This is a genomic window from Anaerozeibacter quisquiliarum, assembly GCF_051162045.1.
Lineage (GTDB): Bacteria > Bacillota > Clostridia > Christensenellales > Aristaeellaceae > Anaerozeibacter > Anaerozeibacter quisquiliarum.
The window spans coordinates 70,266-96,514 of record NZ_JBISDI010000005.1 but is presented as its reverse complement, the minus strand read 5'-3'; the positions used below and the strand labels follow the sequence as shown (position 1 = coordinate 96,514).

The following is a 26,249-nucleotide window of genomic DNA, read 5'->3' as shown; positions in this document are numbered from 1 at the left end:
TCAAGCATCATCTCCGTCATATCCGGCAACCCCCGGACCTAAACATTAAAATATTCTGCACATCACCAAAATCCCTTGACGAATCATGCGCTCGATGCTATCATTCTCGCATAGAGAAATAAGCTGGAGTTAACATTTGCGAACATGAAAAACATCCGTGATGTGGCGGCAGCCGCGCATGTGTCGATCTCGACGGTCTCTGCGGTGCTCAAGGGCGAGAAGTACGTGAGCCCGCACCTCAAGGCGCGCGTGTTGGCCGCGATGGAGCAGCTCGGGTATACGCCCAAGAAGCGCGGGCGTCAGCGCCCACGCGCGGCCCTCATGGTTTGCGTGATCCTGCCGGGCATCTACAGCTCGTTCTTCCCGCCGCTGCTCAACGGCATCACCGAGGCGGCGACCGAGTTCGGCTACACGATCCAACTGAGCGACTCCTGCCGCAGTTGGGAAAAGGAGCGCGAGCTGGTTCGCGCGCTGATCGCCCGGGGCGTGAACGACCTCATCTTGGACTCGGTCTGCCCGCTGAGCGACGAGGAGGCGTACTTCGAGGAGATCCGCTCGGCGATGGAGCCCCGCGGCGGCAACGTCGTGGTGCTCAGCCGGGCGCTCAAGAGCGACTTCTTCTACCAAATCTACGTGGACAACTATACGACCTCCTATGAAGCCACCGAGCACCTGATCGCCCTCGGTCACCGGCAAATTGCGCACATCTGCGGCTCGGATGTCTTCCCGCATTCGGCGCTGCGCGCGCGGGGCTACCGGACGGCGCTGCTCGATCACGGCATCGCGGTGGACGAGCACCTGGTTCTCAAGGGGGACTTTTCGCCGCTGTCCGGCTACGCGGCGATGGACGAGTTTTTTGCCAAGGGGTTGAAAGCCACCGCCGTCTTCAGCGCCAACGACCAGATGGCCGTCGGCGCGGTCAAGGCCATCCGTCGGCAGGGGTTGCGCGTGCCCGAGGACGTGGCCGTGGCCGGCTTTGACAACCTGTTCGTGGCCGGGCTGATCGAGCCCAACCTGACCACGGTGCAGTACCCGATCTATCAGATGGGCTATCTCGCGGTACGGCTGCTCTCCGAACGGCGGCAGGGGCAGAAGCCGCCGCTCAAGACCCGGCTCAACGCCCGGCTGATCGTCCGACGCTCGACCGACACAAGCAAGGTCGACGACTTGAACCTGCAAAAGTGGTAGCCCGAGCCGCATAAACGGCTCTGAATTCGCCAAGAAAGACCATTCTGAAAGGAGGGCCGACGTCCATTCATCGCGCCGCATTCCCTGATACCAATCACCGACATCTATGAGGAGGGTATTTGTCTATGAAGCGGCTTCTCTCGATCTTTCTGTGCGTACTGCTGGTCGCGTCCTGCACAAGCCTCGCCGGCGCCGAGACCGCCAAGCGCAAGGTGTTCTTCACCAACGCCTTCTTCACCGCGCCCTTCTGCTCTCCCCTCAACGCGCAGGCGATGAAAACCGCCGAGGAAAACAACATCGAGTTGACGATCGTGGACGGCCAGGCCGACGCCTCCGTGCAGCTCGACCAGATCAAGACCGCAATCGACCAGGGCTACGACGGCATCATCTACTTCCCCGCGGATGCCGAGGGTTCGATCTCGGTCGTGAACGCGCTCAACGCGTCGGGCGTCGCCTACGCGATCATCGACTCCAAGGTGGACGCGTCGGTTGCCGAGACCATCCCGGTGTTTGCCGGCCCGGACAACGTGGAGATGGGCCGCGTGGCCGGCAAGGCCTGCGTCGATCAAGTCGGCGAGACCGCCAAGGTGGTCTGCCTGATGGGCGCGGCCGGCACCGACCCCGCCACCAACCGCCAGAAGGGCTTTGAGGAATACGTCAGCCAGTACCCGGGCATTGAAATCCTCGCCGCCCAGAACGTCGACGGCTGGGATCCGGCGGTGGCCATGACCATCATGCAGGACTACATCGTGCGCTTCGGCGAGGAGATCGACTTCCTCTACACCCACGACGACGGCATCTTCCAGGGCGCGCAGCAGGCCATTGCCGCCGCGGGGCTCACCGGCAAGTTCAAGTGCGTGTCCACCGGCGCCAACAACGTCGGCATCGCCGCGATCAAGTCGGGCGAACTGTACGGCTCGGTGCTGCACTCCGCCAAGGAAGAGGGGCAGCTGGGCGTCGAGGCGGTCTTGGCCGTGATGGACGGCAAGATCAAGAACGGCGACCAGCAATGGTACAAATGCAACTGCCCGTTGGTCACGCAGGAAAACGTGGCCGAGTGGGAGGGCTGGGGCTGGTAAGACGGCGTATGACATGCCCGGGGGCACGCACCCCCGGGCAATCCCGAGAGGTGGGAAAATCGGTGGACGATTGCATGCTTTCGATGCGGGGCATCACCAAGAAGTTCGGCGCGACCGTCGCCCTCGACAATGTGGATTTCAGCGTACGGAGGGGCGAGGTGCACGCGCTGCTCGGCGAAAACGGCGCGGGCAAGTCCACGCTGATGAAGGTCTTCTCCGGCGTCTACCCTGCCGACGCCGGCCAGATCCTGCTGGACGGCGTGCCCGTGTGCTTTGCCAACACGCGTATGGCGGTGGACGGCGGCGTCAGCTTGATCTTTCAGGAGCTCAACCTGGTGTCTACGCTGACCACCGTGGAAAACGCCTTTCTCGGCCGGCTGTGGCGCAACCGCTGGGGGGCGGTGGACTGGAAGGGCATGGCCCGCGAGTTCTCCCGCTTCATGGCGAGCATCGATTTTGAGATGGATCCGCTGCGTCCGGTCTCCGAACTGTCGATCGCCGAAAAGCAGATGGTGGAAATCGCGCGGGCGCTGATGCATTCGTCCAAGGTGATCGTAATGGACGAGCCCACCGCCACCTTGACCACCGAGGAAATCCGCAAACTGTTCAACATCATCCGCATTCTCAAGGGGCAAGGCGTCACCGTCATCTACATCTCCCACCGGCTCGAGGAAGTCTATCAGATCTGCGACCGGCTGACGGTGCTGCGCGACGGCCGCGCCGTGTGCACCCGAGACGTGGCCGAAACCACCAAGGCGCAGCTGATCGAGCACATGGTCGGCCGGAGCATGGAGATCGAATTCCCGGAACGGACGCCGCACACGATCGGCGAGGGGCTGCTCGAGATACGCGATCTGTGCACCCCCGGCTTTCTAAAGGACATCAACCTTACGCTGCGCCGGGGCGAGATTCTGGGCCTGGCGGGCCTGGTCGGCTCCGGCCGCACGGAGATCGCGCGTGCGGTGTTCGGCGCGGACAAGGTCGAGCGCGGCGAATTCCGCGTGAACGGCCGCAAGGTGGCCATCCGCTCCACGATGGAGGCCAAGAAGCTGTCGATCGGCCTGGTGCCGGAGGATCGCAAGGAGGAAGGGCTGGCGGTCGAGTTCAGCGTCATGAAGAACATCACCGTCACCAACCTCGCCCGCGTGTCCCGGGGCATCTTTCTCAGTCGGCGCAGGGAGGCGGCCGAGGCCGGCCGCATGGTCAGGGAACTGGGCATCAAGACCGCCTCGATCCACCGGCGGGCCGACCAGCTCTCCGGTGGCAACCAGCAGAAGGTGGTGCTGGCCAAGTGGCTGTACAACGACGCCGACATCCTGATCCTGGACGAACCGACGCGCGGCATCGACGTGGGCGCAAAGTATGAAATCTACCTGCTGATTAACGAGCTGGTGCGGCGGGGCAAGGCAGTCATCATGATCTCGTCCGAGCTGCCGGAAATCTTCGCGCTGTCCGACCGGATCGCCGTGATGTACGAAGGCAGGCTGCGCACATGCGTCGACAACCACAAAGACCTGAAACCCGAGGACATCATGCGCTTTGCGCTGGGATGACGGAGGGACTATGATGCTGGAACATGGCGCGAAGGCGCGCACGAGCGCAAAGACGCGGTTGATTGACTTTGTCGGCAACAACGCAGTCCCGCTTATCATGCTGGCGCTGTCGACGGTCGTCGCCATCCTGTATCCCCGGTTTCTGACGGTCGCCAATTTCCGCAACATCCTGAACCAGATTTCGGTGATTGGCTGCCTGGCCTGCGGCATAACCTTTGTGCTGCTGTTGGGCTGCATCGACCTGTCGGTGGGCGCGATGATGTCGCTGATCGGCATCATCGCGGTGACACTGGCCAATCAGGGCCGGGAGATGGCCGCCATCACGCTGCCGGTGCTGGCCGCGGGCGCCATCGGGCTCGTCAAGGGCGGCCTGCTGGCGGGCATCAACGGGCGGCTCGGCGAATCGTTCATCATCACCTACGGCGCGCAATCGGTCCTGGCGGCGCTGGCGCTGATTATACAGGGCGGCCTATTCATGATGGTGACGGCCACCGGCGTATTCACCCAGATCGGCAAGGGTACGAACCCGGCCTGGGCATTCTTCCTGCTGATCGCCATCTGCCAGGCGCTGCTCACGCTGACGCCGTTTGGCCGCAGGCTGATGTTCGTCGGCTCGAACCCGGCCGCCGCCCGGCTCAGCGGCATCAACGTGGGGCTGTACTTCGCCGCAGCGTTCACGCTGTGCGGGCTGATCTCCGGCGTGGCGGGCGTGCTGCTGCCCTCGCGCGTGATGAGCGCCAACCCGACCGCCGGCACGGGCTACGAGTTGGACGCCATCGCCGCCTGCGTCGTGGGCGGCGTAAGCATGAAGGGCGGCAGCGGCAGCTTCGTCAACACGCTGGTGGGCGTGATGGTCATGGGCGTGCTGTCCAACGCGATGAACCTGCTGGGCCTGTCCACCTACCCACAGATGATCGTCAAGGGCCTGGTGATCGCGCTGGCCTTTGCGCTGGATGTGATGAATAAGAGCCGAAAGGCGCGAAGGGGGTAGCGCGATGAAATCGAACATCGGAAAATTCCTGCGGGGGAACATCATCGTCGTGGCGCTGGTCGCGGCGGTGGCGCTGCTCACCTTCACCACCGACGGCTTCATGACCGCGTCCAATATAAAGAACATCCTGGCTCAAATCTCGCTGTACGGCATGGTGGCCTTCGCGATGACGATATCGATCATCGGCGGCGAGTTCGACCTGTCGGTCAGCTCGCTGATGGGCGTGACCACGATTCTGTTTACCGACATCGCCAAGCGCGCAGGCGTGCCGCTGGCGATCCTTGCCTGCCTCTTCGCCGGCGCGCTGGTGGGCGCGCTCAACGGCTTCATGGTCTCAAAGCTCAAGATCAACGCCTTCGTCGCCACGCTGGCGATGATGCTGATGCTCAAGGGCTTCGCGCTGACCTACACCAACGGCAAGCCCATCAACTACCCGAACGCCGATCTCAACGCGTTCGGCAACGGCGAGGTTTGGGGCCTGCCCAACATCACCTGGTTCTTCTTGGGCGCGCTGGCCCTTTCCTGGCTTACGCTCAGCCGCACCCGCTTCGGGCGCAATGTGTATGCCACCGGCGGTAATTTGACGGTGGCCAAGATGGCGGGCATCAACGTGGACTTCTACAAGGCGATGCTGTTCGTGATCCTGGGCGTCACCACGGCGGCGGCGGGCATCCTGATGGCGATGCGGCTGTCCTCGGGCAACTCGCTCTACGGCGGCGACCTGACCATGTCGGTGGTCGCCGGCGTGGTCATCGGCGGCACGAGCCTGTCAGGCGGCCGGGGCGGCGCGCCGCGCACGCTGTGGGGCATGCTGCTGGTGGGCGTACTGTTCAACGGCCTGCAGCGGCTGGAGGTTCAGGCCAACTGGCAGGATGTGGTCAAGGGGTTGATCCTGATCGCGGTCGTCTCGGCAGACGCGGTGCTTATGCAGATCAAGCGCAAACCCACCTTGGGCAAGGAGGCGATCGCATGAAAGGCAAGATGCGGGCGCAGGTGTTCTACGAGCCGAAGCAAATGAGGCCCGAGACCGTGGATATCCCCGAGGTGGGCGCCAACCAGGTGCTGGTGCGCGTGCGCGCCTGCGGCATCTGCGGCAGCGACGTGGCCTACTACTACGGTCGCAGCCCGCTGGACACCAAGACCGGCAAGGGTCCGCTGATCCTGGGGCACGAATTCTCGGGCGTCGTCGAAGAGGTCGGGGAGATTCCCGCCGCCTTGGGCCTGTTCGCGCCGGGCGAGCGCGTGCTGGCCAATCCGGTGCAGCACTGCGGCGTCTGCCCGGATTGCGTGCGCGGCCAGGTGCACCTGTGCCGCAACAGCCGCGTCAGCGGCGTCAGCGCGGACGGCGCGTTCGCTCAATACGCCGCGATCGACTACACCCATCTGCACAGGATCCCGGAGGGCGTGTCCTTTGAAGATGCGGCATTGTGCGAACCGCTGGCCTGCGCCGCGCGCGGCGTGAAGAAGCTGGATGTCCAAATGGGCGACTACGTCGTGATCTTCGGCCCGGGCAGCATCGGCCTGATGATGACGCGGCTGATTCGCGCCCGGGGTGCGGGTCGGATCGCGATGATCGGCACCAGCGACTACGCGCTCAAAAAGGCCGGTGCGATGGGCGCGGACTTCCTGATAAACACGCGCGATCCCGCCTCCCCCTATTACGGCCGGGACGCCGTGGGCGCGGTCGAAGCCGCGGGCGGCGCGCTGGCCGACCGGGTAATCGTAGCGACCGCCGCCGAGCAGGCGCTTTCCGGCGCGCTCGAGGTCAGCGGCCGCGGCGCGACGATCGTCTACTTCGGCCTGCCCGACGCGGACACAGAGCTGAAGGTGCCGCTGCTTAAGACGCTCACGGCGGACAAGTCCATCCTGGTGAGCTGGCTCGCGCCCCACACCTGGGACGCGGCGCTCAACGCGCTGCGCGACCATGTGGTGGACGCCGCCGCCCTCGTCACCCACCGCTTCCCGCTGGACGGCCTTCGAGAGGGCATCGAGTTGATGGCCGACCGAACGCGCCCCGAAAAGACCAAGGCCATGGTATTGATCGATTAATCGAGGAGGGATGAACATGAATCCGAGGGCCATCATCGAACAGGCGCTCAATGACGGCAAGGGCGTCGTACGCCTCGCGCCCAACTGGGTGCCCCGCTCGTTCTGCCGCCCGGGTCGCCGGCTCCGGCTGCACCCGGACGATTACTTCGCGCTGGGCCTCGCCCGCGGCGGCATCGACGAGCGCTGGTTCTCGTCCACAACCCCCGCCGACAACGGCCCCGGGACGCCCGGTGACGAGGGCCTGAGCTACATCGTGACCGCGGACGGCAAGAAAGCATTGCTGATCGAGGCGGTCGAGTTGCTGGGCGCCGAGATCATCGGCGAGCACCTGCACGGGAAGTACGGCCGCTGGCCGATGTTCTCAAAATTCTTCGACAACAGAGGCCCGCTTCCCCATCACATCCACCACAACGACGAATACGCCGCCCGCGTCGGCGCGAGCGGCAAGCCGGAGATGTACTTCTTCCCCGCCCAGTACAACAACTACGGCGCGGAATTCCCGTTCACCTTCTTCGGCATCAACCCGGGCGTCACAAAGGACGAGGTCAAGCAGGCGCTGATCGACTTCGGCAAGGGCGACAACCACCTGCTGGAGCTGTCGCGCGCCTACAAGCTGACGATGGACACCGGCTGGGACGTGCCGCCGGGCGTGCTGCACGCGCCGGCCAGCCTGTGCACCTACGAGCCGCAGTTCGCCTCGGACGTGTTCGCCATGTACCAAAGCGTGCTGTACTTCGACCACGCGGTGCCGGAGAACCTGCTCTGGAAGAATTGCCCCGAGGACAGGATCGGCGACTACGACTACCTGATGGAGGTCATCGACTGGGCGCTCAACGTGGACCCGAATTTCTCCGTCAACCGCTTCATGAAGCCGCTCGCCGTCGAGGCGGGCGAGGGTCATCTGGACGAGTGGATCTGCTACAAGAGCCCGGTCGCGGGCGCGAAGCGCCTGACCGTCGAGCCGGGGCATAGGGTGACGCTGCGCGAGCGGGTGCCCTACGGCCTCTTGTGCGTGCAGGGGCATGGCCGGATCGGCGGCGCGGAGCTGTCCGCGCCGACGATGATCCGCTTCGGACAGTTGACCAGCGACGAGTACTTCGTCACCGAATCGGCCGCCAAGGACGGCGTGACGTTCGAAAACCTGTCCGGCACCGAGCCGCTGGTGGTGCTGCGCCACTTCGCGGAGCACCCCGACCGCCCGCAGGCGTAGTCGAGCCATAGAACGAGGCGGAGCCGTAACGCCAAGAGCGCCGCGGCTCCGTCTTTTACATGCCCCTGAAGTATGTTTTATGCCGCGCCACCCTCCGCCAGGCACTTCGCCCACGTGTTTTGGGCCTGCCGTCGGCGCACGCCCAGGGCATACGGGGCGCGGGTGGAAAATCATAACATTGCGACCCGCAAAAAGGGATTGACATCCGGCCTCGCGCTCCATATAATATACCAAACATATCGGATTGATATGATATGGCGCATGGAGAGGGACTGATCGGATGAGGATATCGTCCAAGGGCAGGTACGCGCTGGCGGCGACGGTCAGCATGGCGCTGACCGCGGCGCAGGGGGAGAACGCGACGGTCGCGGGGCTGTCGCAGCGGCTGGGCATCTCCAAGGTCTACCTGGAGCAGGTGTTTTCCCTGCTCAAGCGCAGCGGCTCGGTGACCTCCACGAAGGGATCGCAGGGCGGCTACCTGCTGTCGCGTCCCGCCCAGGCGATTTCGGCCTACGACATCCTCGCGGCGACCGAGGTCGCGTTGTTTGAGGACGCCGAGGACACGGTCGGCTCCGCCGCGCCCGGCATCGAAAGGGCGATGCGGGACCTGCTGTTCGATCCCGCCGACGCGGCGCTGAAGGACAGCCTTGAGCGCGTCTCGCTGCTGGACTTGGCCGAGGAGGCGCAGCGGGAAGGCGGTGAAGGCGGATATATGTACTATGTATAAAGATGACGTGAAAGATACCGCCGGCCAGGAAGCGGCATTGAAATCGCGCTTAATCTTGCAATGTGACGTGGAGGTGTGATAACATGACAAAGGTCTATCAGAATCTGACGGAGTTGATCGGGCGCACGCCGCTCTTGCAGTTGAATCAGTACGGGAAGCGGCAAGGGGTGGCGGCCAATCTGATCGCCAAGCTCGAGTACTTCAATCCCCTGGGCAGCGTGAAGGACAGGATCGCCTACGCGATGATCGCGGACGCCGAGGAGCGGGGCCTTATCACGGAAGGCACGGTCATCATCGAGCCGACCAGCGGCAACACGGGCATCGGGCTTTCGTTCGTGGCGGCGGCCAAGGGTTACCGGCTGATCCTCACCATGCCCGAGACGATGAGCGTGGAGCGCAGGGCGCTGGTTAAGGCGCTGGGGGCCGAGGTCGTGCTGACGCCCGGTTCCGAGGGTATGAAGGGCGCGATCCGCAAGGCCGAGGAACTGGCGGCGGAGCTTCCGAGCGCGTTCATCTCGCAGCAGTTCAACAACCCCGCCAACCCCAGGACCCACCGGGAGACCACCGCGCTCGAGATCCTCGCGGACACAGATGGCGCGATCGCGGCCTTTGTCGCGGGGGTGGGCACGGGCGGCACCGTCTCCGGCGTCGGCCAAGCGCTGAAAGAGAAGGTGCCGGGCGTGAAGATCTTTGCGGTCGAGCCCGCCGCCTCTCCGGTGCTGTCCGGCGGTCAACCGGGCCCGCACAAGATCCAGGGCATCGGCGCGGGCTTCGTACCCGGCGTGTTCGATCCGAGCGTCGTCGACGAGGTCGTCACGGTGGGCAACGACGAAGCGTTCGAGACCGCCCGCGCGGCGGCCTCAACCGAGGGCCTGCTCGTGGGTATCTCCTCGGGCGCGGCGCTGCACGCGGCGACGCGGATTGCGAAACGCCCGGAATTCGCGGGCAAAAACGTGGTCGTGCTGCTGCCCGACACCGGCGAGCGATATCTCTCGACGTCCCTCTTTACCAAGGGGTAGACAAGGAGTTGCGCCATGGAAATACGCGAGCTGTACAAATACGGCCAGGTGGTGTCGCTGGAGGTGTTTCCGCCCAAGCAGGACGCGGACGTTGACGATATCTTAAGCGCCTTGGGCGACATGTGCGCGCTTGCGCCCGACTTCATCAGCGTGACCTACGGCGCGGGGGGCGCGGGCAATGTCAACCGGACGGCGGAGATCGCCGCCCACATTGAGGGCCGTTACGCCACCACGGCCATGGCCCACCTGACCTGCTCCGCCGGCGCCGAGCGCATCCGTCAAATGCTCGACGAGATGCGCCTAAGCGGCATTCGCAACGTATTGGCGCTGCGCGGGGACATCCCCGAAGGCGAGAGCGCGGCGGGCGGTTATCGCTACGCCAGCGAGCTGGTGGCCGCGATCCGCTCGCGCGGGGATTTCTGCATCGGGGCCGCCTGCTATCCCGAGGGGCACATCGACTGCGACTCCCCCGCGCTGGATCTGCTGCTCATGCGCCGCAAACAGGACGCGGGCGCGGACTTCTTCCTGTCCCAACTCTGCTTCGACGACGATCTGATCCTGCGCTTTATCGACCGCGCGCGCGGCGCGGGCGTCACGCTGCCCATATCGGTCGGGGTCATGCCGATTTTGAGCCGCAAGCAGATCGAGCGGATGATCTTCCTGTGCGGGGCGTCGCTGCCCTCGGCAATCATCAAGCTGCTGCACAAGCACGCGCATGCCCCCGCCGACCTGCGCGCGGCCGGCATCGAATACGCCGCCCGGCAGTTGACCGGGCTCCTGTCGCGCGGCGTGGACGGCGTGCACATCTACACGATGAACAAGGCCGACATCGCCGCGACCTGCTTCAAGCGGCTGGGGCGCATCTGATGGCCGGGCACGACCGGGACGAGGTGCTGCGCTACCTCGGGCGGCGCGGTCAGAGCGTGCCGCCCGAGCTCGATGCGCTGGTCGCCGACTGCATGGCGGAGCTCGACGGCAAGGCCGCGCCCCGGAAGGTCTGCGCGATGTTGCCGCTGCGCCCGGAATCGGGCGGCCTGCGGGTGGGCGGCACCGCCTTGCTGTTGCCCGGCGCGGACATCCGCCGCCATGTGCGGGGCTGCAATGAAGCGGTGCTGTTCGCCGCCACGCTGGGCGTGGGGGTGGACAACCTGATCCGCCGCTGGTCATATACCGACCTGACCCGCTCCGTGGTGCTGGACGCCTGCGCCACGGAGGCCATCGAGGCGTTTTGCGACGAGGCGGAGACCGACCTGCGCCGCCAGCTTGCCGAGCGGGGGCAGGGGCTGACATCCCGCTTCTCGCCCGGCTACGGCGACCTGCCGCTGGATGTTCAGCCGCTGCTGCTTTCGGTGCTGGACGCCCCCCGTCGGATCGGGCTGACCTGCACCGAGCGCCATATTCTGTTGCCCCGAAAGTCGGTGACCGCGGTGCTGGGGGTGGGCGCGGCTGCGGAAACGTCGGCGCGCGGCTGCCGCTCTTGCGCCCGGCGCGATACATGCAATTTCCGAAAGGATGATGGCGATGATGGATGTGCTTGCCTTCCTCAAGGATAACATCCTGGTCTTCGACGGCGCGATGGGCACCATGCTTCAAAAGAGCGGCCTCGCGCCCGGCGAACTGCCGGAGATGCTCAACCTCACTTCTCCCGAGACGGTCACCTCGATTCACCGGGCCTACGTCGAGGCCGGCTCGGACGTCGTCACCGCCAACACCTTCCAGGCCCACGAGCTCAAGCTTTCCGACGTGGAAGCGGTGGTGTCCGCCGGCATCCGCTGCGCGCGCGCGTCGGGCGCGCGCTATGTGGCGCTGGACGTGGGGCCGCTGGGCCAGTTGATGGAACCGATGGGCACACTCTCCTTCGAGCGCGCCTACGAAATCTTCCGCCGCCAGATGATCGCCGGCGAAGCGGCCGGGGCCGACCTGATCCTGATCGAGACGCTGTCCGACCTCTACGAGGCCAAGGCCGCGATCCTGGCCGCGCGGGAAAACACCGCGCTGCCCGTGTTCTGCACGATGACCTTTCAGGCGGACGGGCGCACCTTCGTGGGCTGCGACCCGCTGACCGCCGCCGTAACGCTCGAGGGGCTGGGCGTGGACGCGCTGGGCGTCAACTGCTCGCTGGGACCGGCGCTGCTGAAGAGGGCGGTGGACATCATGCTCGCGCGCGCGCGGGTGCCGGTGATGGTACAGGCCAACGCCGGCCTGCCGGTGATGGCGGGCGGGGAAACCCGTTACGACATCCCGCCCGGGCAATACGCCGCCGACGTCTGCGCGATGGTTCGCCAGGGGGTGCGCATCATCGGCGGCTGCTGCGGCACCACGCCCGAGTACATTCGGGCGATGCTTGCGCAATTGACCGGCAAAACGCCGGTGCGCACCGCGCCCGTGCGCATCACCGCCTGCACCTCGGGCACCCGGACGGTCGTGCTCGACGGCGCAACCACCGAGATCGGCGAGCGGCTCAACCCCACCGGCAAGAAGAAGATGCAGGCCGCGCTGCGCGAGGGCAATGTCGATTACCTCGTCGGCGAGGCGCTTGCGCAAGCAGAGGCGGGCGCGGCGGTGCTCGACGTCAACGTCGGCCTGCCGGAGCTCGACGAGCCGCGCGTGCTTGCCAACGTAATCGCGGCGGTGCAAGGGGTCACCCCCGCGCCGCTCGCGATCGACAGCGCCGACCCCGCCGCCATCGAGGCGGGTGTGCGCGCCTACAACGGCAAGCCCATCATCAATTCGGTCAACGGCAAGGCCGAGGTGATGGCGAAGATCTTCCCGATCGCCAAAAAATACGGCGCGCTGGTGATCGGCCTCACGCTCGACGAGCGGGGCATCCCCGAGACGGCGGCCGGGCGGCTGGAAATCGCGCGGCGCATCTTGGACACCGCGCGATCGCATGGCATCGCCGACGAAGATCTGGTCATCGACTGCCTGGTGCTGACCGCCTCAGCGCAGCAGGAGCAGGTGCGGGAAACGCTCGAAGCCGTGCGGCTGGTCAAGTCGGAACTCAATCTCAAAACCTCGCTGGGCATAAGCAATGTCTCGTTCGGCCTGCCCGGCCGCGAGCTGCTAAACGCCACCTTCCTGGCGGCGGCGCTGGGTGCGGGGCTGGACGCGGCCATCCTCAACCCGCTGTCCCCGCGTTACCGCGAGGTGCTGGACGCCTACCGCGTGCTGAGCGGGGAGGACCGGCGGGCCGCCCACTATATTGAGGCGCGCGCTCAGGAGGTTAAGGCCGCGCCCGTCCCCCGCGAAGCCTCCCTCTCGCTGCGCGAGAGCATCGAGCAGGGCCGCAAGGAGCAGGCGCTGGCGGCGACAGCGCGCCTGCTGGAGACGGAAAATCCCCTGACGATCATCGACCGCGAGTTCATCCCCGCGCTGAACGCGGTGGGCAGGCGCTTTGAGAAGGGCGAACTGTTCCTGCCCCAGCTGTTGCAGTCGGCGCAGGCGGTGCAGGGCGGCTTTGCGCTGATTAAGGGGCGGATGCGCGCCGCCGGCCAGGCGCGCAGCAAGGGCAAGGTGCTGCTGGCCACCGTGCAGGGTGACATCCATGACATCGGCAAGAACATCGTGCGGATGCTGCTCGAAAACTACGGCTACGAGGTGGTCGATCTCGGCAAGGACGTGCCGATCGAGTCCGTGGTCGAGGCGATCCGCGAGCAGGGCATCCGGCTGGCGGGTCTGAGCGCGCTGATGACCACCACCGTAGGCAGCATGAAGGATACGATCGCCGCCGTGCGCCGGGCGGGCCTTTCCTGCGCCTTCTTCGTCGGCGGCGCGGTGCTCAATGAGGAATACGCCCGCTTCGTGGGCGCGGACTTCTACGCCCGCGACGCCATGGAGAGCGTGAACTACGTGGGCCGCTTCTTCGCCCAGGCAGGCGCTGATTAAAGCGCGCGCCAGCGAGGGGCATCTTCGCCAGATCGCGCCTGCCCGCGGCGTTTCATTTTGCAGCTTCCCCGTGAAAATCGTCATGGGGATACACTCCAGCGAATGGTCAGGCAATGTCATCAACATTTGAAATAGAGAGAGGTCGAATGACCATGGGCAATCATTCGGATACCGCCAGGGGACTATTTACGGAAGGGTATAACTGCTCACAGTCTGTTTTTGCCGCTTTCTGTGATGAAACCGGTATGGACAGGGATGCGGCTTTGCGCCTCTCAGCCTCGTTCGGCGGTGGCATGGGGCGGCTGCGGGAGGTATGCGGCGCGGTAACAGCCATGTTCATGGTCGCGGGCATTGCCTATGGATATACAAATCCGACGGACAAAGCCGCAAAAGCGGAGCATTATCGCTTGATTCAATCACTCGCTTACAAATTCAGGGAGATGAATGGCTCCTACATATGCCGAGAACTGCTGGGGCTTGAGGGGAGTACGGACAGCCCTGTCCCGCAGGCGAGGACTGAGGAGTACTATCGAACCCGTCCCTGCGCCGATCTTGTTGCGTGCGCGGCTGATATACTCGACGAACTGATATCTCGGAACGACGGATGATCGAGGCGAACACCGCCATGGCAAGCCGACGGTAAAGGCGGCTGAACCATTGCGATCTTGCCGACCGCCAGGGAACCAAACTGAATTTCCAGGTGATGAGCGCGGCTGTTGCCACCTTCCGCGAAGCGGGTACGGCAGGCGGATCTTGCTTTGAGGCAATCCGCAAGGATGTCAGGCGAAGGATTGGTCCCATTGGTCACATGAATGTAACGGAAAAGCCCACGCCGTCCATAAACTCTTCCGCTTGAGCGCGCATGTCTCCGGTCATCTCGACCGAGCGCAGCGAGGGAAGCGCCCGAAGCGCCGACAGGTCGCCGATGACGGCCTGCCTGAGAGCCAGCGAAGTCAAATGGGGGAACTGCTCGAGCCCATCCAGCGAATCGAGCGTCAGCCGATCCAGACCGAGGTGTTCCAGCGATCCACGCCCGCCGATGCCCGCGACGGAGCGGACCAGCGTAGCGCCGAGATCGAGGTGTCCCAAACGGGGACAGGTGTCAAGGATGGCGACGTCGGTTACGTTTGTGTCATACAGGTTCACGCTAACCAGGGATTTCATATGGGCCAGCGGCGCGACGTCCGACACCCGCGTGTGCATCAAGGTGATGGAGGCAAGGTACTTTGCCTTTGCGATCGGCCCGATGTCCGACAGGTTCTGGTAGGCCACCATGATCTCCTCCAGGGCCGGCAGCAGCCTTACGTCTTCCAGCGTTTCGACGGCGCCCCTCGGGGCCTTGCCGCGCGCGCCCGACAACCCGCCTTCGAAGGCGTCCCGCGTGAGCGCCACTTCATTGCCGAAGATGTAGATGGACCTGACGGTCGCCAACTCGTCCGGCGTCAGCGGCGCCTGCGCATCCACGCCCAGCTGCAGCCGAACCGCTTGTTCGATCAACGGCTCCTGAAACCGTATGCCCTGCGCGAAGGAGAATGTGAAGAGCCCCGTATACCGGCCGATGCCGAAGCCTAAGCACAGGCAAAGCAGCGCCGCGGCCAGACCGCTGCGAAGCGTCGTCCTCCCGCGCGGCTTGACCGCGCCGAGCAGCGCCCTTTTGACGGCGTCGGCGCTGCGGAAGCGCGCCTCCGGGGAGAAGGCCGTACACCGGCGCACGATGGCCGCCAGCCGCCTGTCCGGAATCACGGCCGCCCTCACTTCCGCGCTGCCGGTCAGCATCCAGCATAGCAGCACGCCCAGCGAGTAGATGTCCGCCCGCGCGTCGGTCTGCGAAAAGCCGTATTGCTCCGGCGGGGCAAAGCACCGGGTGCCCGAGATCTGCGTGTCCGCATCGACGCCGTCGTCGTAAACGCGGGAGATCTCGAAGTCGATCAGCGCGACGGAGCCGTCCTCCCGGACGATCACGTTTTGCGGCTTGATGTCTCGATGAATGACGGGCGGCTGCTGGCCGTGCAGGCAGGTCAGCAACTCGCACAGCCGGATGCACAGGGCGACGGTCTGCGCGGCGGACGGTTTGCGCTCCCGCACATACCGGTCGAGCGGCGTGCCGGGGATGTACTCGCGGACGATGCAGACCGCGCCGTCGCCCTCGTATTCGTCGGCGAAGGCGGGCAGCCCGTCGTGCCTGAGCGCCTTGAGGATGCCGCCTTCATGCACGCAGCGATGGATGTTCCGGTCGTACCATTTGGCGATGAACAGCTGCCGCGAGCCCTTGCGCGTTACCAGGTAGGTTTCCGTGCCGTGTCCGCTCGCCAGGCACTCCAATTGATCGTAGTCGTCCAAAAAGCCATCCGGAAAGCGAATCTCCGCAAAGGCGGCCTCCAACTCGGCGACCGCTTTCTGTACATCGCTCATCTCGGCATGGCTCCAATCGTCGGCAGCCCGAGTTCGGCCAAGGCGTCTTGCGTATCCGCGAGGCTGATACCGTTTTGTAAGCTATAAGCGACGACCACATCCCTGCGCACGCGCGGGTAAAGCGGGCCGTATCCCGCGTGTTTGAGCAGCGATTGGGCCATCTCCACATCGGCCTTAAAGCCGAAGGCCAGCAACAGCACCGTATCGCGCGAGGGCTTGCGGTCGCCTCGAAATACCTGATAGCCAAACGAACGCTCGATGCCCGCTCGCTGAATCACGCTCGCGGGCTTCTCGCCCCGCTGCCTGCACAATGTGTCGATGTATTCAAAGAATGGCGGCAAAATATCCGCTTCGTTCTCGCCGAGGTATGCGTCCAGCGAGGGGGCCTTGAAGAGTTGATCCCACAATTTACTCGTCTTGAGGTCGCTGCCTGTTTCGCTCACGCTCATCACCCCGTCCTGCCTGCGTAATGTAGAATTTTACCTTCTCGCCCATCCTTTTCGCTTATTATAAACGATCATCCGCCGATCGTCAATTACAGAAAACAGGGACCGCGACGCCAGTTTCCCAGCGCCGCAGTCCCTGCTGTCCCTTGTGCCTCTACCGATTCGGCATCGGCTGCTCGGCGGCTTGCCTGGCCGCATACACGCCCCTGTCCCGGCCGTTCAGCACGCGGATCCGGGGGAAGGCGGCCCTGACGCCCTTGGGCGTCAGCGCGGTGTAGCAGGCAAGATCCTCGATCCTAAGCCCGTCTCCTGAGCCGGTCAGATCGGTCTGCTCAGGTACGATCTGCTCCCACTCCATCGGCCCTTCAGGCCCAAACGTCAGCGTGAGGGTGGTGTAGTTGCCGTTTTGAAGCGGTTGCGGGAAGGCGTGCAGTTCCTTGATCGCCGGGTCGATTTGCGAGTGCATGAAATAGCCGCCCTGGCGCAGGAAGCGCATCTCCGCGCGCCGGAAGTCGATCCCGGAAATCGGCTCGCCGCTCTTGTTGAATACGAACAGCTCGGCTTCAGCGCTTCCGTTTGCGGCGAACTTCAGGCGCTTTATCGACACGTACACCGCCTTGGCCTTGGCCGCGAGCGGCTTGGCGCGCTGGAACTCGTTGGCGACCACGTTGATCGTCGCGGTGTATGTCTTGGCGGGATCGGATTTGAGGTTCACCTTGAACGTGGCCTTGCCGACGCCCCTGCACTCGATCGTCCCATCCTCAAAGACGGCGGCGACCGACTCCGGCGAGCACGCCCAGTCAAATTCCAACCCGTGCACCCGGTTGGTGTCGCCGTAGGGATTGATCCACTGACGACCGCCCTGGGCAAAGGTATAACTCTTGTCCAGTTTGATCTTGGGCGATACCCAGGGCTTGCTCTTAACCTGCAAGCTGAACGGCGCGGCGCTCTGCCACCGGTTTTCACGGTAGACGCTCACGTAGTAATCGCGCCCGCCCCGGATATTGAACGCCTTGGTGGTGTTCACCGGTTTTTTCTGTTGGGGAACCATCGGCGGCGCCTGGTTGTACAGGAAGCGCATGCCCTCGTCGTTCGGGTCCTCGGGATTGGGCGTGTCGAGGAAGAAGAGTTCCATACCCACCCATTCCCTGCTTCCACCCTTGAGCGATACCTCCACCTTGGCATCGGAGGGCAGGCGGAAGCGGAAGGTGCGGCGATCCTCCTCCACGCCGAGCACATCTTGATAGTCTTGGCCCAGGCTGATCGGGCACGCGCCAAACGGATCTTCCACATCCGGGGCGGGCGCGGGAACCGGCGTAGCCTTCGCCTTGAGCCAATATTGGAGCGTGACCGGGCGACCATCGTAGTAATCCGCCCACACGCTGATTCGGTACTCGCCGACGCCCAGATACGTGCTCAGCGTGTGCTTCTGCGGCCAGATGCCGGCCTTATTCTCAGCAAAGTCGGTCTGGGCGATGTCCGACTCGCCGTCTTGCCACAGCTTCACGATCCGCATGCGGGTGCCGTTGCTGAAGCGGCTGAGCTCGAAATCCACCTTGGACACCCGATCGATTCCGAAGTACACCTCGTCCTGCTCCACCTCGTACCGATACGGATCGCCCTCCGGGTCGACTTGCCGCGGCACAAGCTGTCCCGCAAACACCGTGCCGTCGGTTCTCATGACCAGACGGGCATCCTCGGCCAGCGCCGCGGGCGCGAGCGCGCCCAACGCGGTCAGCATGATGACGAAAACGAGCGCAATGCATAGCCTTCTTGTCATAAACTGATCCCTCCATCTCTGAATACAATGCCTTCTTTCAAAGCATATCACGTTCCGCGGAACAATTGGTGAGCTGCCAGCACACATCGGCGGTACAAAATTGTCTTCCCGAACGCCCCAACTGCGGTTGAAAGCGATTGCGCTGTGCGCTTGACATACCCGTGCCCGCCGTCTATACTGGAAAAAATACATGCGCAAAAACGCAGCGTGATGGTCTGGAGGCCTGTACCTGTGGAGATCGTCTACCTGGGCGTCGTGTTCCTCGCGATTGTGTTGCTGTTGGGGCTGAAAAGGCCGCTGTATCAGGCGATTGCGGGCGGGTTGGTCGCCATCGTCATCCTGTACGCAATCCCGCCGGTCGAATGGGTATCGCGCCCTTGGAAGGTGCTCTCGCATTGGGATTCGCTGTCGGTGCTCCTGTCGCTGTACCTGATCACGTATTTGCAGCGGATGCTCGAGGCGCGCGCTCTGCTCAAACTCATGCAGCGGGACCTGAACGGCCTGTTCCACAACCGCCGGGTCAACGCGGCGGGGGTGCCGGTGTTCATCGGCCTGTTGCCCTCGGCCGCCGCCATGATCCTGTGCGGCGAGATCGTACGGGACGCCGCAGGCGATTACTTGAAGCCCAGGGAGCAGGCGTTCGTGGCCAGCTGGTTCCGCCACATCCCGGAAAGCACGCTGCCCACCTATTCGAGCGTGCTGCTGATGTCGAACCTGTCGGGCATCCCGCTGCCCCCGTTCATGCTGGGCATGATCGTGCCGTTGATCGCGTTGGTCGCGCTCGGGTACTTCCCCTACCTGCGCCGGTTGCCAAAAGACCCCGGTACGCCGCGCAGCGACAACCGGGGCCGGGATGCGTTGAATCTGCTCATTCACCTGTGGCCGCTGATTCTGGTACTGACCCTGATTCTGGCCTTCAAGCTGCCGGTCGTCATCGCCGTGCTCGCGTCGATCGCGGCGACGGCGGTAATTTATCGCTTTCGCGGGGCGGAGCTCGTTTCGGCGCTGCGCTCCGCCTTTGAATTGAAGCTGCTCGGCAACACCTTCCTGGTGCTGGTGCTCAAGGAGTTCATCGCGTATACGGGCGTTTTGCAAATGCTGCCCGAAGCGCTCTCCACCCTGCCCATCCCCACCTTCCTGATCTTCGCGCTGCTGTTCTTTGTGGGCACCATCATCAGCGGCTCCAGCAGCATCATCGCGCTGGGTACGCCGCTGGCCTTCGCCGCGATCCCTGGCGGCGGCATGCCCTTTATGGTGCTGCTCATGTGCGTGTGCCACGCCGCGAGTCTGCTCTCCCCCACCCACGTCTGCCTGGTGGTGGCGGCGGACTACTTCGGCATCACCTTGGGCGAACTGATCCGCAAGACGCTGCCCGCATCGCTGATGTTCGCAGCGCTGATGATCGGGTATTATCTGCTGCTGCGGCTGGCGTTCTAGGTAGGCGCTGATTTATTCGGCGCGGCCTCCCCGCCTTCGGGCGCGGGGAGCGGTTCCCCGGCCTCAATCAGCTCGGGGAAGCGCGTCATGTAGCCGGCGATGGCTGTCATAAGGGCGCCGGTCACGATCAATTGCGTTTCCACGCTGACCACGTCGGCCAGCGGGCCGAATATCGTCATCGACAGCGGTATGGCGGCCGAGCCGATGATCGAGATCAGCCCGAATACGCGCCCCATGAACTCAGGCGCGATTTTCTGTTGCAAGACGGTCATGACGCCCGTGTTGATTAGGGGCATGGTGAAGCCCGAAAACCCCATGACGATCAGATAGAACAGGAAATCGCGCGAGAACCCCATGACCAGCGTCGCCAGCCCGAACGCCGCGCTGCCGAGCAGCAGTAGGTGAATCCTGTTGCGCACCTTGTCGCCGATAAAGCCAATCGCCGCGCCGCCGAGCAGGCTGCCGACGGCGAATACCATCTCGTGCGCGGTCAGCCGCCAGGCCTCCTCGCCAAAGCTGCGCGCCACCATGAGCGGCGTCAGCAGCACCACCGGCCCGAACATCAGCGCGTAGACCAGATAGAACAGGATCAGTTGGCTGAGCCACCGGGTGCGCTTCACATAGCCAAGGCCGCCCATCATATCGCCCGTCACCGAAGCGCCCTCGGCGGCCGGCGCCGCCCGAGTCGGCACGCTCAGCATCATCAGGATGCCGATGCCGACCGCCGCGGTCGCGACGTCCACCCAGAACGTCGATTGCAGCCCCATCCTCGCGTACAGCATGCCCGCCGCGGCCGGCGCGGCCAGCATCATGACGCTTTGAATGCTGGCGTTGATGCCGTTGACGCGCATCAGATGCTCGGAGGGCACGATGTCGGGCAGCAGCGCGCTGACCGCCGGCTGCTGAATGCCGTTGCCCAGCGAGCGGATCGCGGAAATCACGTACAACAGCCACAGGTGGTCGCAGCCTCTCATAAACAGCACGGCCAGGATGGCGGTGCTCAGCGCGATCATGGCGTCGGCCCACACGATCATGCGCCGTCGATCGTGGCGGTCGGCCCACACGCCGGCAAACGGCGCGATTACGAGCTGCGGCAAAAAGCCGCACAGCGTCATAATCGTCATCTGCGCGCCGTTCTTGGTGGAAAGCGTCACGTGCCAGGAAATGGCGAACTGCACCACCATCGAGCCGAACAGGCTGATCGTCTGCCCGCTCAGATACAGCGCGACGCGGCGAATCCATTTGTCTTGCATACGTAAAAAAGTATCCTTTCGATATCGATAGGCCAACAGTATATCATACGGCCGGCGCGCCGCCATGGTGCTTTGCGTAAAATCGTCACAAAAATGGCGTCGGAGCCATCGCTCGACGCCATTTGCTCATCCATCGGTCAAGGCTGGCCTTTCACAAAGGCCGCAATGTCACTGAGCACCTCATCCGGAATGCGCGCGGGGGTATTGTACTCCCGCATCGCCTCGGCCAAGTTTTGCGCCTCGGATGGCATGAACAGGTGATTCAGCCCCGGATAGAGCTTGAGCTGCGCGTAGGGCTGGCCCTCGAGCGCCGCGCGATAGCGCCCGTAGTCGGCCTCCGTCAGCACCTGCTTGTCGTTGTCACCCTGCAACACCAAGACCTTCGTCTGTTGCCCGGTCAGCAGCGCGATCGGGTCGTGCTTTTGCATCTCGTACAGGTAGTACGCGCTCATCGCGCCGCCGTACAGCGGCAGATGCGCAAGCGCCTGTTCCTCGGTACCCTGATAGACCGCCTCGGCCTCGGCGCGCATGTCGTCGTAGGGCTTGCGCGCCGCCGGGTCATCCGCCGCCGCGCCCAGCGCGTCCATCTGCTGGTCGTACAGGATGTCGGTCAGTGTGCGCGGCGAACCGGCCAGCAAAATCAGCCCCTTGACGTCCGCGCCTTCCTCCACAAACCGGGGCGCGAGCATGCCGCCCTGGCTGTGGCCCAAAATGAACACCCGCTCGGGATCGACGCGCGGATCGGCAGCGAGCAACCGGGTTGCCGCCAGCACGTCTTCGATATACTCCTGTTTGACCGAAAAGTCGGGCCGCCCGGCCGCCTCCGGGTAGGTCACCACGCGCTTGTCGAACCTGAGCGCCGCGATGCCGCGCTCGGCCAGCGCGTGCGCCAACTGCGCGAACACCCGATTGCCGCCCACCGCCTCGTCGCGCCCGTTCGGGCCGGAGCCCCACACCAGCAATACCGCCGGTAGCGGCCCCGCCGCCGGCAGCTTGCCCCGTGCCGCTTCGGGAAAGGTCAGCGTGCCGCCCAGCGGATAGCCAGTCCCGGCGTCCACCGTCACTTCCTCGGCGGTCACGCCCTCGGGAACCGGCTCCTCGGGCGTCTGCGTGTCGCTCTGAAACAGCAGCGACTGCGCCACGCCTTCGCCGTCCAGCGCGATGATGATCTTATAGGCCCCCCGCTCAAAGACCGCCTCGGTCGTCACCACGTCCATGTCCATGGCGCGCGTCATATGGGCCTCGCCGAGGCCGGTCAGCGCGCCTGTGCTGTCGAGCATGGCATCGATCAACGCCTGCAGCCCGCCCTGCGCGTCCAGCGCGCCCTTGAGCTGATCGGAAAGGCGGGCCTCGGCGGCGGCATAGTCGCGCGACAGAATGGTCTCAATCAGCGCTTTTGCCGCGCGCACCGACGCATCGCCCCCGCCCGCTTCGCCCGAAGCCGCCGCACTGCCCAAGCTCATACCCAAGGCCCCTGTCATCGCAAGCGCAACCGCCACGCACCGCATCCATCGCTTCATCGCGTTCTTTCCTCCGCTTCCTATCCTGAGCCCGCCGCGCCAGGTCTCCCATCGCGTTCCAGGCATCGCCCATGCCGATCGCTTCCTAATATTATATATTTAGGAAACTATCTAAACATCTAATCAAATTATATGCGCCGTCGCTGTCGTTGTCAAGCAGGGCGGCGCGATTTAACAGAGGCGCTACGCCTTGAGCGCCGCGTCGAAGCTGAACGCCGAAGGCTCAAAGTTGACGCGGCTGGCGAAGCCGAACGCCTCCTGCGCGCCGTGCATGCGCTCCATGCCGCTGTCCTCCCACTCCACGCAGAGCGGACCGCGGTAACCCATCTGGTTGAGCTCGCGGGTGATGGCGTCGAAGTCCACGTCGCCGTGGCCGAGCGACACAAAGTTCCAGCCGCGCCGGGTGTCGCCGAACTCGATGTGCGAACCCAGGATGCCCGCGCGTCCGTCGAGGTTCAGCTTCACGTCCTTGAGGTGCACGTGGTAGATGCGGTCCTTGAAGTCGCGCAGGAACATCGCCGGGTTCACGCCCTGCCATAGCAGGTGGCTGGGGTCGAAGTTGAGCCCGAGCGTCGGTCTGCGGCCAATCGCCTCGAGCAGCCGCTCGGTGGTGTAGTAGTCGAACGCGATCTCGGTCGGATGAACCTCGAGCGCCAACTTCACGCCGCACGCGTCGTACACGTCGAAGATCGGCGTCCACAGCTCCACGATTTTCCGGAATCCGGCCTCCACCATCGCGGGCGTGGTCTGCGGGAACGAGTACCACATCGGCCACAGCGGCGAGCCCAAGAAGCAGGTCACCACGCCGACGCCCAGCGCTTGCGCCGCGCGCGCGGTCATCTTCATCCCCTCGGTCGCCCAGGCGCGGATCGCCGCGGGATTCCCCTTGACCTCGTCCGGCACGAAGTTGTCGAGCCGCTCGTCGTAATTGTCGCCCACGCACTGGCCCATCAGGTGAGCCGACAGCGCGTGGATCTGCATGCCGTGCCGGTCGAGCGTGGCCACAAGCTCGCCGCGGTAGGCCGCATCCTCCACGGTCTTCCATACGTCGATGTGCGCCTGGGTGGCCAATTCAAAGCCCTGATAGCCGATCGCGCGCATCTGCTCGCACAGCGCTTCGAGCGGCATGTCGCCGAACTGGCCGCTGCAAATGGTGATGGGTCGCTTCATCGGAAATCCCTCGCTTTCGCTCATTTCTTGCCGCGCACGTTTTGCAGCAGCACCGCGATGATGATGATCGCGCCGCTGATCGCGCCGTTCAGGAAGGTCGGCACCTGCGCCGCGACCAGAATGTTGTTGATGATCTTGAACATGATGACGCCGAGGAAGGTGCCGATGATCTTGCCGCGCCCGCCCGACATCGCGGTGCCTCCAATCGCCACCGCCGCGATGGCGTCCATCTCGAACAGATTGCCCGCGCTGGCCGCCGCCACCGCCATCAGCCGCGAGGCGTAGATCCAGCTGGCGAACCCGCACAAGAGGCCCGTGATCGAGAACACCGCGATCTTGGTGCGATCGACATTGACGCCGGCCAGCCGCGCCGATACCTGGTTGCTGCCCACGGCGTAGGTGTGCTTGCCGAGGCGCGTGCGCTGCATAATCAGCCCGAACAGCAGGGACATCGCGATGAAGATAATCATCGGGTACTGTACGCGGTTGCCGAATACCTCGATCGCGCCGTTCGCCACCTCGCGGAAGGCGATGTAGTAGGGCTCGGTCGCGATGCCTCCGGCCACGCTGAACGGGCCGCCCTGCCCGAAGTGGTTGATGATCGAGCGGCAGGCGGTCTGCATCGCCAGCGTCGCGATCATCGCGGGCATGCGCCCCTTGGCGACGAGCAAGCCGTTGACGAGGCCAATCGCCCCGCCGAATGCCACGCAGAAGATCAGCATCAGCCAGATGTTGTGCGTCTTGTTGAGCACCTCGATGCCAAAGCCCGAGATGATCGCCACCTGCGCGCCGACCGAGATGTCGATCTGCCCGGCGCAGATAATCATCGTCATGCCGAGCGCGATGATGCCGGTCACCGACGCCTGCACGAAGATCGAGTTGATGTTGCGCCACTTGAAGAAATTGGGGTTGACGATCACCGCGATCAGGACGATCAATACGAATGAAACGATGTAGCTGTAGTCGCTAAGCAGCTTGCGCAGCGCCGTGCGGCCGGTGAGTTTGCGTCGATCAGTCATGCTTCTTCCCCTCCACATTTGATCCCGTGGCATAGAACATCACGTCCCGTTCGCTCAAGTCCGCGCGCTCGATCACCGCGTTGATCTCGCCCTTGTACAGCACGAAGCAGCGGTCGGCGACCTTCGCAATCTCGGGAAACTCGGAGGAGAACACCAGGATGGCCTTGCCCTGCTTCGCCAGCTCGATCAGCAGGCGGTAGATTTCGAACTTCGCGCCCACGTCGATGCCCTGCGTAGGGTTATCGAAGATCAGCACGCTCGCCCCGGTCTCGAGCCACCGGCCGAGGATCACCTTTTGCTGGTTGCCGCCCGACAGCGATGTGATTTCGTTCTTGGGGTTGTCGGCCTTGATCTTGAGCGATTGCTGCTGGCGGCGGTAGCGCGCCTTTTCCTCCCGCATGTTAATCAGCGGGCGGCGCATCAGGGTGTTGAAGTAGCCCATCGAGGTGTTGTCGTAGATGCTCAGGTCGTTGAGGATCCCCCGCTCCTTGCGGTTCTTGGGCACCATCGCGACGCCCGCGCGCATCATCCTGGGGATGCCGCCACGCCCCACCGACCGGCCGTTTACCGCGAGCGCGCCCTGATGCGGGATCACGCCGAACAGCGCGTCGGCCAGCTCGTCCCGGCCGGAGCTTTGCAGCCCCGTAAAGGCCAGGATTTCGCCCTTGCGCAGCTCGAACGAGATGTCGTTGAAGTTCTCGCCCGACAGCCGCTCGGCCTTGAGCGCGACCTCGCCCGTCACATGGCAGGGCTTGGCCGCAAACTCCTCGTCGGCCAGCGTGCGCCCGATCATCATCGAAGTGATTGCGTCCTCGTCGACGTCCGCGATATTGCCCTCGCCCACGAGGCGCCCGTCGCGCAGCACGTAGTAGCGCTCGCAGACCGCGAATATCTCGGGCATCTTGTGGGATATGTAGATGAAGCTCACGCCCTCTTTGACGAGCGCGCGCATGATTTCAAACAGATTCTCGATCTCCCGGTTGGACAGCGCGGTGGTGGGCTCGTCCATGATAATCAGCTCGCACTTGAACAGCAGCGCGCGCGCGATCTCCACCAATTGCTTGTCGGCGGTTTTCAGCTCGGAAACCTTTGTCCAGGGGTCGATGTCTACGCGCATGCGCCTGAGCACCTCGCCCGCGCGCGCGGCCATCGCGGCCTTGTCGAGCAGGCCGTGCTTGCGGATCTCCTGCGCCAGGTACATGTTCTCGAATACGTTCAGGTCGTTGCACAGGTTGAGCTCCTGATGGATGAAGCGGATGCCGCGCTTCATCGCCGTGAGCGCGCCGCCCATCTTTACCTTCTCCCCGTCCAGGTAGATGTCGCCCTCGGTGGGCGCGAACGTGCCGGCCAGCACGTTCATTAGCGTAGACTTGCCCGCGCCGTTCTCGCCGAGCAGCCCTGTTATCTCGCCGGGCCCCACGCGGATATCGACATGGTCGACCGCCCGCACCGGCCCAAAGTCCACCACGATCCCCTTCATTTCCGTCAGCAAAAAAGCGCCCCCTTGTCCA

The 26,249-nt window shown here is 64.2% G+C and carries 22 protein-coding genes; 14 read left to right on the top strand and 8 right to left on the bottom strand.

The window, feature by feature from the left end:
- Positions 1-144: 144 nt before the first annotated feature.
- The 13 genes from ACH6CV_RS03440 (at position 145) to ACH6CV_RS03380 (ending at position 14,309) form a co-directional block, all read left to right on the top strand.
- A complete protein-coding gene (locus ACH6CV_RS03440) occupies positions 145-1,188 on the top strand; it encodes a LacI family DNA-binding transcriptional regulator (protein ID WP_456356764.1) in 1,044 nt (347 codons plus the stop codon).
- 125 nt (positions 1,189-1,313) lie between these two features.
- The gene (locus tag ACH6CV_RS03435) at positions 1,314-2,267 is read left to right on the top strand and encodes a sugar ABC transporter substrate-binding protein (RefSeq protein ID WP_456356763.1); all 954 of its coding nucleotides are present in this window, start codon (positions 1,314-1,316) and stop codon (positions 2,265-2,267) included.
- Between the two features lie 62 nt (positions 2,268-2,329).
- A complete protein-coding gene (locus ACH6CV_RS03430) occupies positions 2,330-3,820 on the top strand; it encodes a sugar ABC transporter ATP-binding protein (protein ID WP_456356762.1) in 1,491 nt (496 codons plus the stop codon).
- A gap of 10 nt (positions 3,821-3,830) precedes the next feature.
- A complete protein-coding gene (locus ACH6CV_RS03425) occupies positions 3,831-4,811 on the top strand; it encodes an ABC transporter permease (protein ID WP_456356761.1) in 981 nt (326 codons plus the stop codon).
- Between the two features lie 4 nt (positions 4,812-4,815).
- The gene (locus ACH6CV_RS03420; RefSeq protein ID WP_456356760.1) at positions 4,816-5,784 is read left to right on the top strand and encodes an ABC transporter permease; all 969 of its coding nucleotides are present in this window, start codon (positions 4,816-4,818) and stop codon (positions 5,782-5,784) included.
- A complete protein-coding gene (locus ACH6CV_RS03415) occupies positions 5,781-6,860 on the top strand; it encodes a zinc-dependent alcohol dehydrogenase (protein ID WP_456356759.1) in 1,080 nt (359 codons plus the stop codon). The genes ACH6CV_RS03420 and ACH6CV_RS03415 overlap by 4 nt, the downstream gene beginning before the upstream one ends.
- A gap of 16 nt (positions 6,861-6,876) precedes the next feature.
- A complete protein-coding gene (locus tag ACH6CV_RS03410) occupies positions 6,877-8,070 on the top strand; it encodes a hypothetical protein (RefSeq protein WP_456356758.1) in 1,194 nt (397 codons plus the stop codon).
- 280 nt (positions 8,071-8,350) lie between these two features.
- Positions 8,351-8,797, top strand: coding sequence for an RrF2 family transcriptional regulator (locus ACH6CV_RS03405; RefSeq protein ID WP_456356757.1), 447 nt, complete (start codon positions 8,351-8,353; stop codon positions 8,795-8,797).
- Positions 8,798-8,880: 83 nt separating this feature from the next.
- Positions 8,881-9,816 (top strand): cysteine synthase A, encoded by a 936-nt coding sequence (gene cysK / locus ACH6CV_RS03400; RefSeq protein WP_456356756.1) that lies wholly within the window; start codon positions 8,881-8,883, stop codon positions 9,814-9,816.
- Between the two features lie 15 nt (positions 9,817-9,831).
- Positions 9,832-10,683 carry a methylenetetrahydrofolate reductase gene (locus tag ACH6CV_RS03395; protein ID WP_456356755.1) on the top strand — a complete coding sequence of 284 codons (852 nt, stop codon included), beginning with the start codon at positions 9,832-9,834 and terminating at the stop codon, positions 10,681-10,683.
- Complete coding sequence (locus tag ACH6CV_RS03390; protein WP_456356754.1) at positions 10,683-11,369, top strand: methionine synthase; 687 nt, start codon at positions 10,683-10,685, stop codon at positions 11,367-11,369. The genes ACH6CV_RS03395 and ACH6CV_RS03390 overlap by 1 nt, the downstream gene beginning before the upstream one ends.
- Entirely contained in the window at positions 11,341-13,701 is a 2,361-nt protein-coding gene (locus ACH6CV_RS03385; protein WP_456356796.1) for a homocysteine S-methyltransferase family protein, read from the top strand. Before ACH6CV_RS03390 ends, ACH6CV_RS03385 begins: the two co-directional genes overlap by 29 nt.
- Before the next feature lie 152 nt (positions 13,702-13,853).
- A complete protein-coding gene (locus ACH6CV_RS03380; RefSeq protein WP_456356795.1) occupies positions 13,854-14,309 on the top strand; it encodes a C-GCAxxG-C-C family protein in 456 nt (151 codons plus the stop codon).
- A gap of 196 nt (positions 14,310-14,505) precedes the next feature.
- On the opposite strand, the gene ACH6CV_RS03375 is transcribed toward ACH6CV_RS03380, so the two are convergent.
- From ACH6CV_RS03375 to ACH6CV_RS03365, 3 genes are all read right to left on the bottom strand, one after another.
- Positions 14,506-16,113 carry a protein kinase domain-containing protein gene (locus ACH6CV_RS03375; RefSeq protein WP_456356753.1) on the bottom strand — a complete coding sequence of 536 codons (1,608 nt, stop codon included), beginning with the start codon at positions 16,111-16,113 and terminating at the stop codon, positions 14,506-14,508.
- Positions 16,110-16,562, bottom strand: coding sequence for a hypothetical protein (locus tag ACH6CV_RS03370; RefSeq protein ID WP_456356752.1), 453 nt, complete (start codon positions 16,560-16,562; stop codon positions 16,110-16,112). Before ACH6CV_RS03370 ends, ACH6CV_RS03375 begins: the two co-directional genes overlap by 4 nt.
- Positions 16,563-16,713: 151 nt before the next feature.
- On the bottom strand, positions 16,714-18,339 hold the full coding sequence (locus ACH6CV_RS03365) for a hypothetical protein (RefSeq protein WP_456356751.1): 1,626 nt from the start codon (positions 18,337-18,339) through the stop codon (positions 16,714-16,716).
- Between the two features lie 231 nt (positions 18,340-18,570).
- Here ACH6CV_RS03365 and ACH6CV_RS03360 point away from each other — a divergent pair, with 231 nt between their 5' ends.
- The gene (locus ACH6CV_RS03360; RefSeq protein ID WP_456356750.1) at positions 18,571-19,776 is read left to right on the top strand and encodes a DUF401 family protein; all 1,206 of its coding nucleotides are present in this window, start codon (positions 18,571-18,573) and stop codon (positions 19,774-19,776) included.
- Here ACH6CV_RS03360 and ACH6CV_RS03355 read toward each other — a convergent pair.
- From ACH6CV_RS03355 to ACH6CV_RS03335, 5 genes are all read right to left on the bottom strand, one after another.
- A complete protein-coding gene (locus ACH6CV_RS03355) occupies positions 19,773-21,029 on the bottom strand; it encodes an MFS transporter (protein WP_456356749.1) in 1,257 nt (418 codons plus the stop codon). The genes ACH6CV_RS03360 and ACH6CV_RS03355 overlap by 4 nt on opposite strands.
- A gap of 137 nt (positions 21,030-21,166) precedes the next feature.
- Positions 21,167-22,492 carry an alpha/beta fold hydrolase gene (locus tag ACH6CV_RS03350; protein WP_456356748.1) on the bottom strand — a complete coding sequence of 442 codons (1,326 nt, stop codon included), beginning with the start codon at positions 22,490-22,492 and terminating at the stop codon, positions 21,167-21,169.
- A gap of 240 nt (positions 22,493-22,732) precedes the next feature.
- Positions 22,733-23,719, bottom strand: a complete 987-nt coding sequence (locus ACH6CV_RS03345; RefSeq protein ID WP_456356747.1) for a sugar phosphate isomerase/epimerase family protein — start codon at positions 23,717-23,719, stop codon at positions 22,733-22,735.
- Between the two features lie 20 nt (positions 23,720-23,739).
- The gene (locus ACH6CV_RS03340) at positions 23,740-24,738 is read right to left on the bottom strand and encodes an ABC transporter permease (protein ID WP_456356746.1); all 999 of its coding nucleotides are present in this window, start codon (positions 24,736-24,738) and stop codon (positions 23,740-23,742) included.
- Positions 24,731-26,230: a sugar ABC transporter ATP-binding protein gene (locus tag ACH6CV_RS03335; protein WP_456356745.1), complete on the bottom strand. Its 1,500-nt coding sequence runs from the start codon at positions 26,228-26,230 to the stop codon at positions 24,731-24,733. The genes ACH6CV_RS03340 and ACH6CV_RS03335 overlap by 8 nt, the downstream gene beginning before the upstream one ends.
- Positions 26,231-26,249 lie beyond the last annotated feature (19 nt).

Excerpts from the sequence above, each read along its gene's own strand:
- ACH6CV_RS03440 (WP_456356764.1), top strand. The coding sequence starts at position 145 with ATGAAAAACATCCGTGATGTGGCGGCAGCCGCGCATGTGTCGATCTCG.
- ACH6CV_RS03435 (WP_456356763.1), top strand. The coding sequence starts at position 1,314 with ATGAAGCGGCTTCTCTCGATCTTTCTGTGCGTACTGCTGGTCGCGTCC.
- ACH6CV_RS03425 (WP_456356761.1), top strand. The coding sequence starts at position 3,831 with ATGATGCTGGAACATGGCGCGAAGGCGCGCACGAGCGCAAAGACGCGG.
- ACH6CV_RS03420 (WP_456356760.1), top strand. The coding sequence starts at position 4,816 with ATGAAATCGAACATCGGAAAATTCCTGCGGGGGAACATCATCGTCGTG.
- ACH6CV_RS03415 (WP_456356759.1), top strand. The coding sequence starts at position 5,781 with ATGAAAGGCAAGATGCGGGCGCAGGTGTTCTACGAGCCGAAGCAAATG.
- ACH6CV_RS03410 (WP_456356758.1), top strand. The coding sequence starts at position 6,877 with ATGAATCCGAGGGCCATCATCGAACAGGCGCTCAATGACGGCAAGGGC.
- ACH6CV_RS03405 (WP_456356757.1), top strand. The coding sequence starts at position 8,351 with ATGAGGATATCGTCCAAGGGCAGGTACGCGCTGGCGGCGACGGTCAGC.
- cysK (WP_456356756.1), top strand. The coding sequence starts at position 8,881 with ATGACAAAGGTCTATCAGAATCTGACGGAGTTGATCGGGCGCACGCCG.
- ACH6CV_RS03395 (WP_456356755.1), top strand. The coding sequence starts at position 9,832 with ATGGAAATACGCGAGCTGTACAAATACGGCCAGGTGGTGTCGCTGGAG.
- ACH6CV_RS03390 (WP_456356754.1), top strand. The coding sequence starts at position 10,683 with ATGGCCGGGCACGACCGGGACGAGGTGCTGCGCTACCTCGGGCGGCGC.
- ACH6CV_RS03385 (WP_456356796.1), top strand. The coding sequence starts at position 11,341 with ATGGATGTGCTTGCCTTCCTCAAGGATAACATCCTGGTCTTCGACGGC.
- ACH6CV_RS03380 (WP_456356795.1), top strand. The coding sequence starts at position 13,854 with ATGGGCAATCATTCGGATACCGCCAGGGGACTATTTACGGAAGGGTAT.
- ACH6CV_RS03375 (WP_456356753.1), bottom strand. The coding sequence starts at position 16,113 with ATGAGCGATGTACAGAAAGCGGTCGCCGAGTTGGAGGCCGCCTTTGCG.
- ACH6CV_RS03370 (WP_456356752.1), bottom strand. The coding sequence starts at position 16,562 with ATGAGCGTGAGCGAAACAGGCAGCGACCTCAAGACGAGTAAATTGTGG.
- ACH6CV_RS03365 (WP_456356751.1), bottom strand. The coding sequence starts at position 18,339 with ATGACAAGAAGGCTATGCATTGCGCTCGTTTTCGTCATCATGCTGACC.
- ACH6CV_RS03355 (WP_456356749.1), bottom strand. The coding sequence starts at position 21,029 with ATGCAAGACAAATGGATTCGCCGCGTCGCGCTGTATCTGAGCGGGCAG.
- ACH6CV_RS03350 (WP_456356748.1), bottom strand. The coding sequence starts at position 22,492 with ATGAGCTTGGGCAGTGCGGCGGCTTCGGGCGAAGCGGGCGGGGGCGAT.
- ACH6CV_RS03345 (WP_456356747.1), bottom strand. The coding sequence starts at position 23,719 with ATGAAGCGACCCATCACCATTTGCAGCGGCCAGTTCGGCGACATGCCG.
- ACH6CV_RS03340 (WP_456356746.1), bottom strand. The coding sequence starts at position 24,738 with ATGACTGATCGACGCAAACTCACCGGCCGCACGGCGCTGCGCAAGCTG.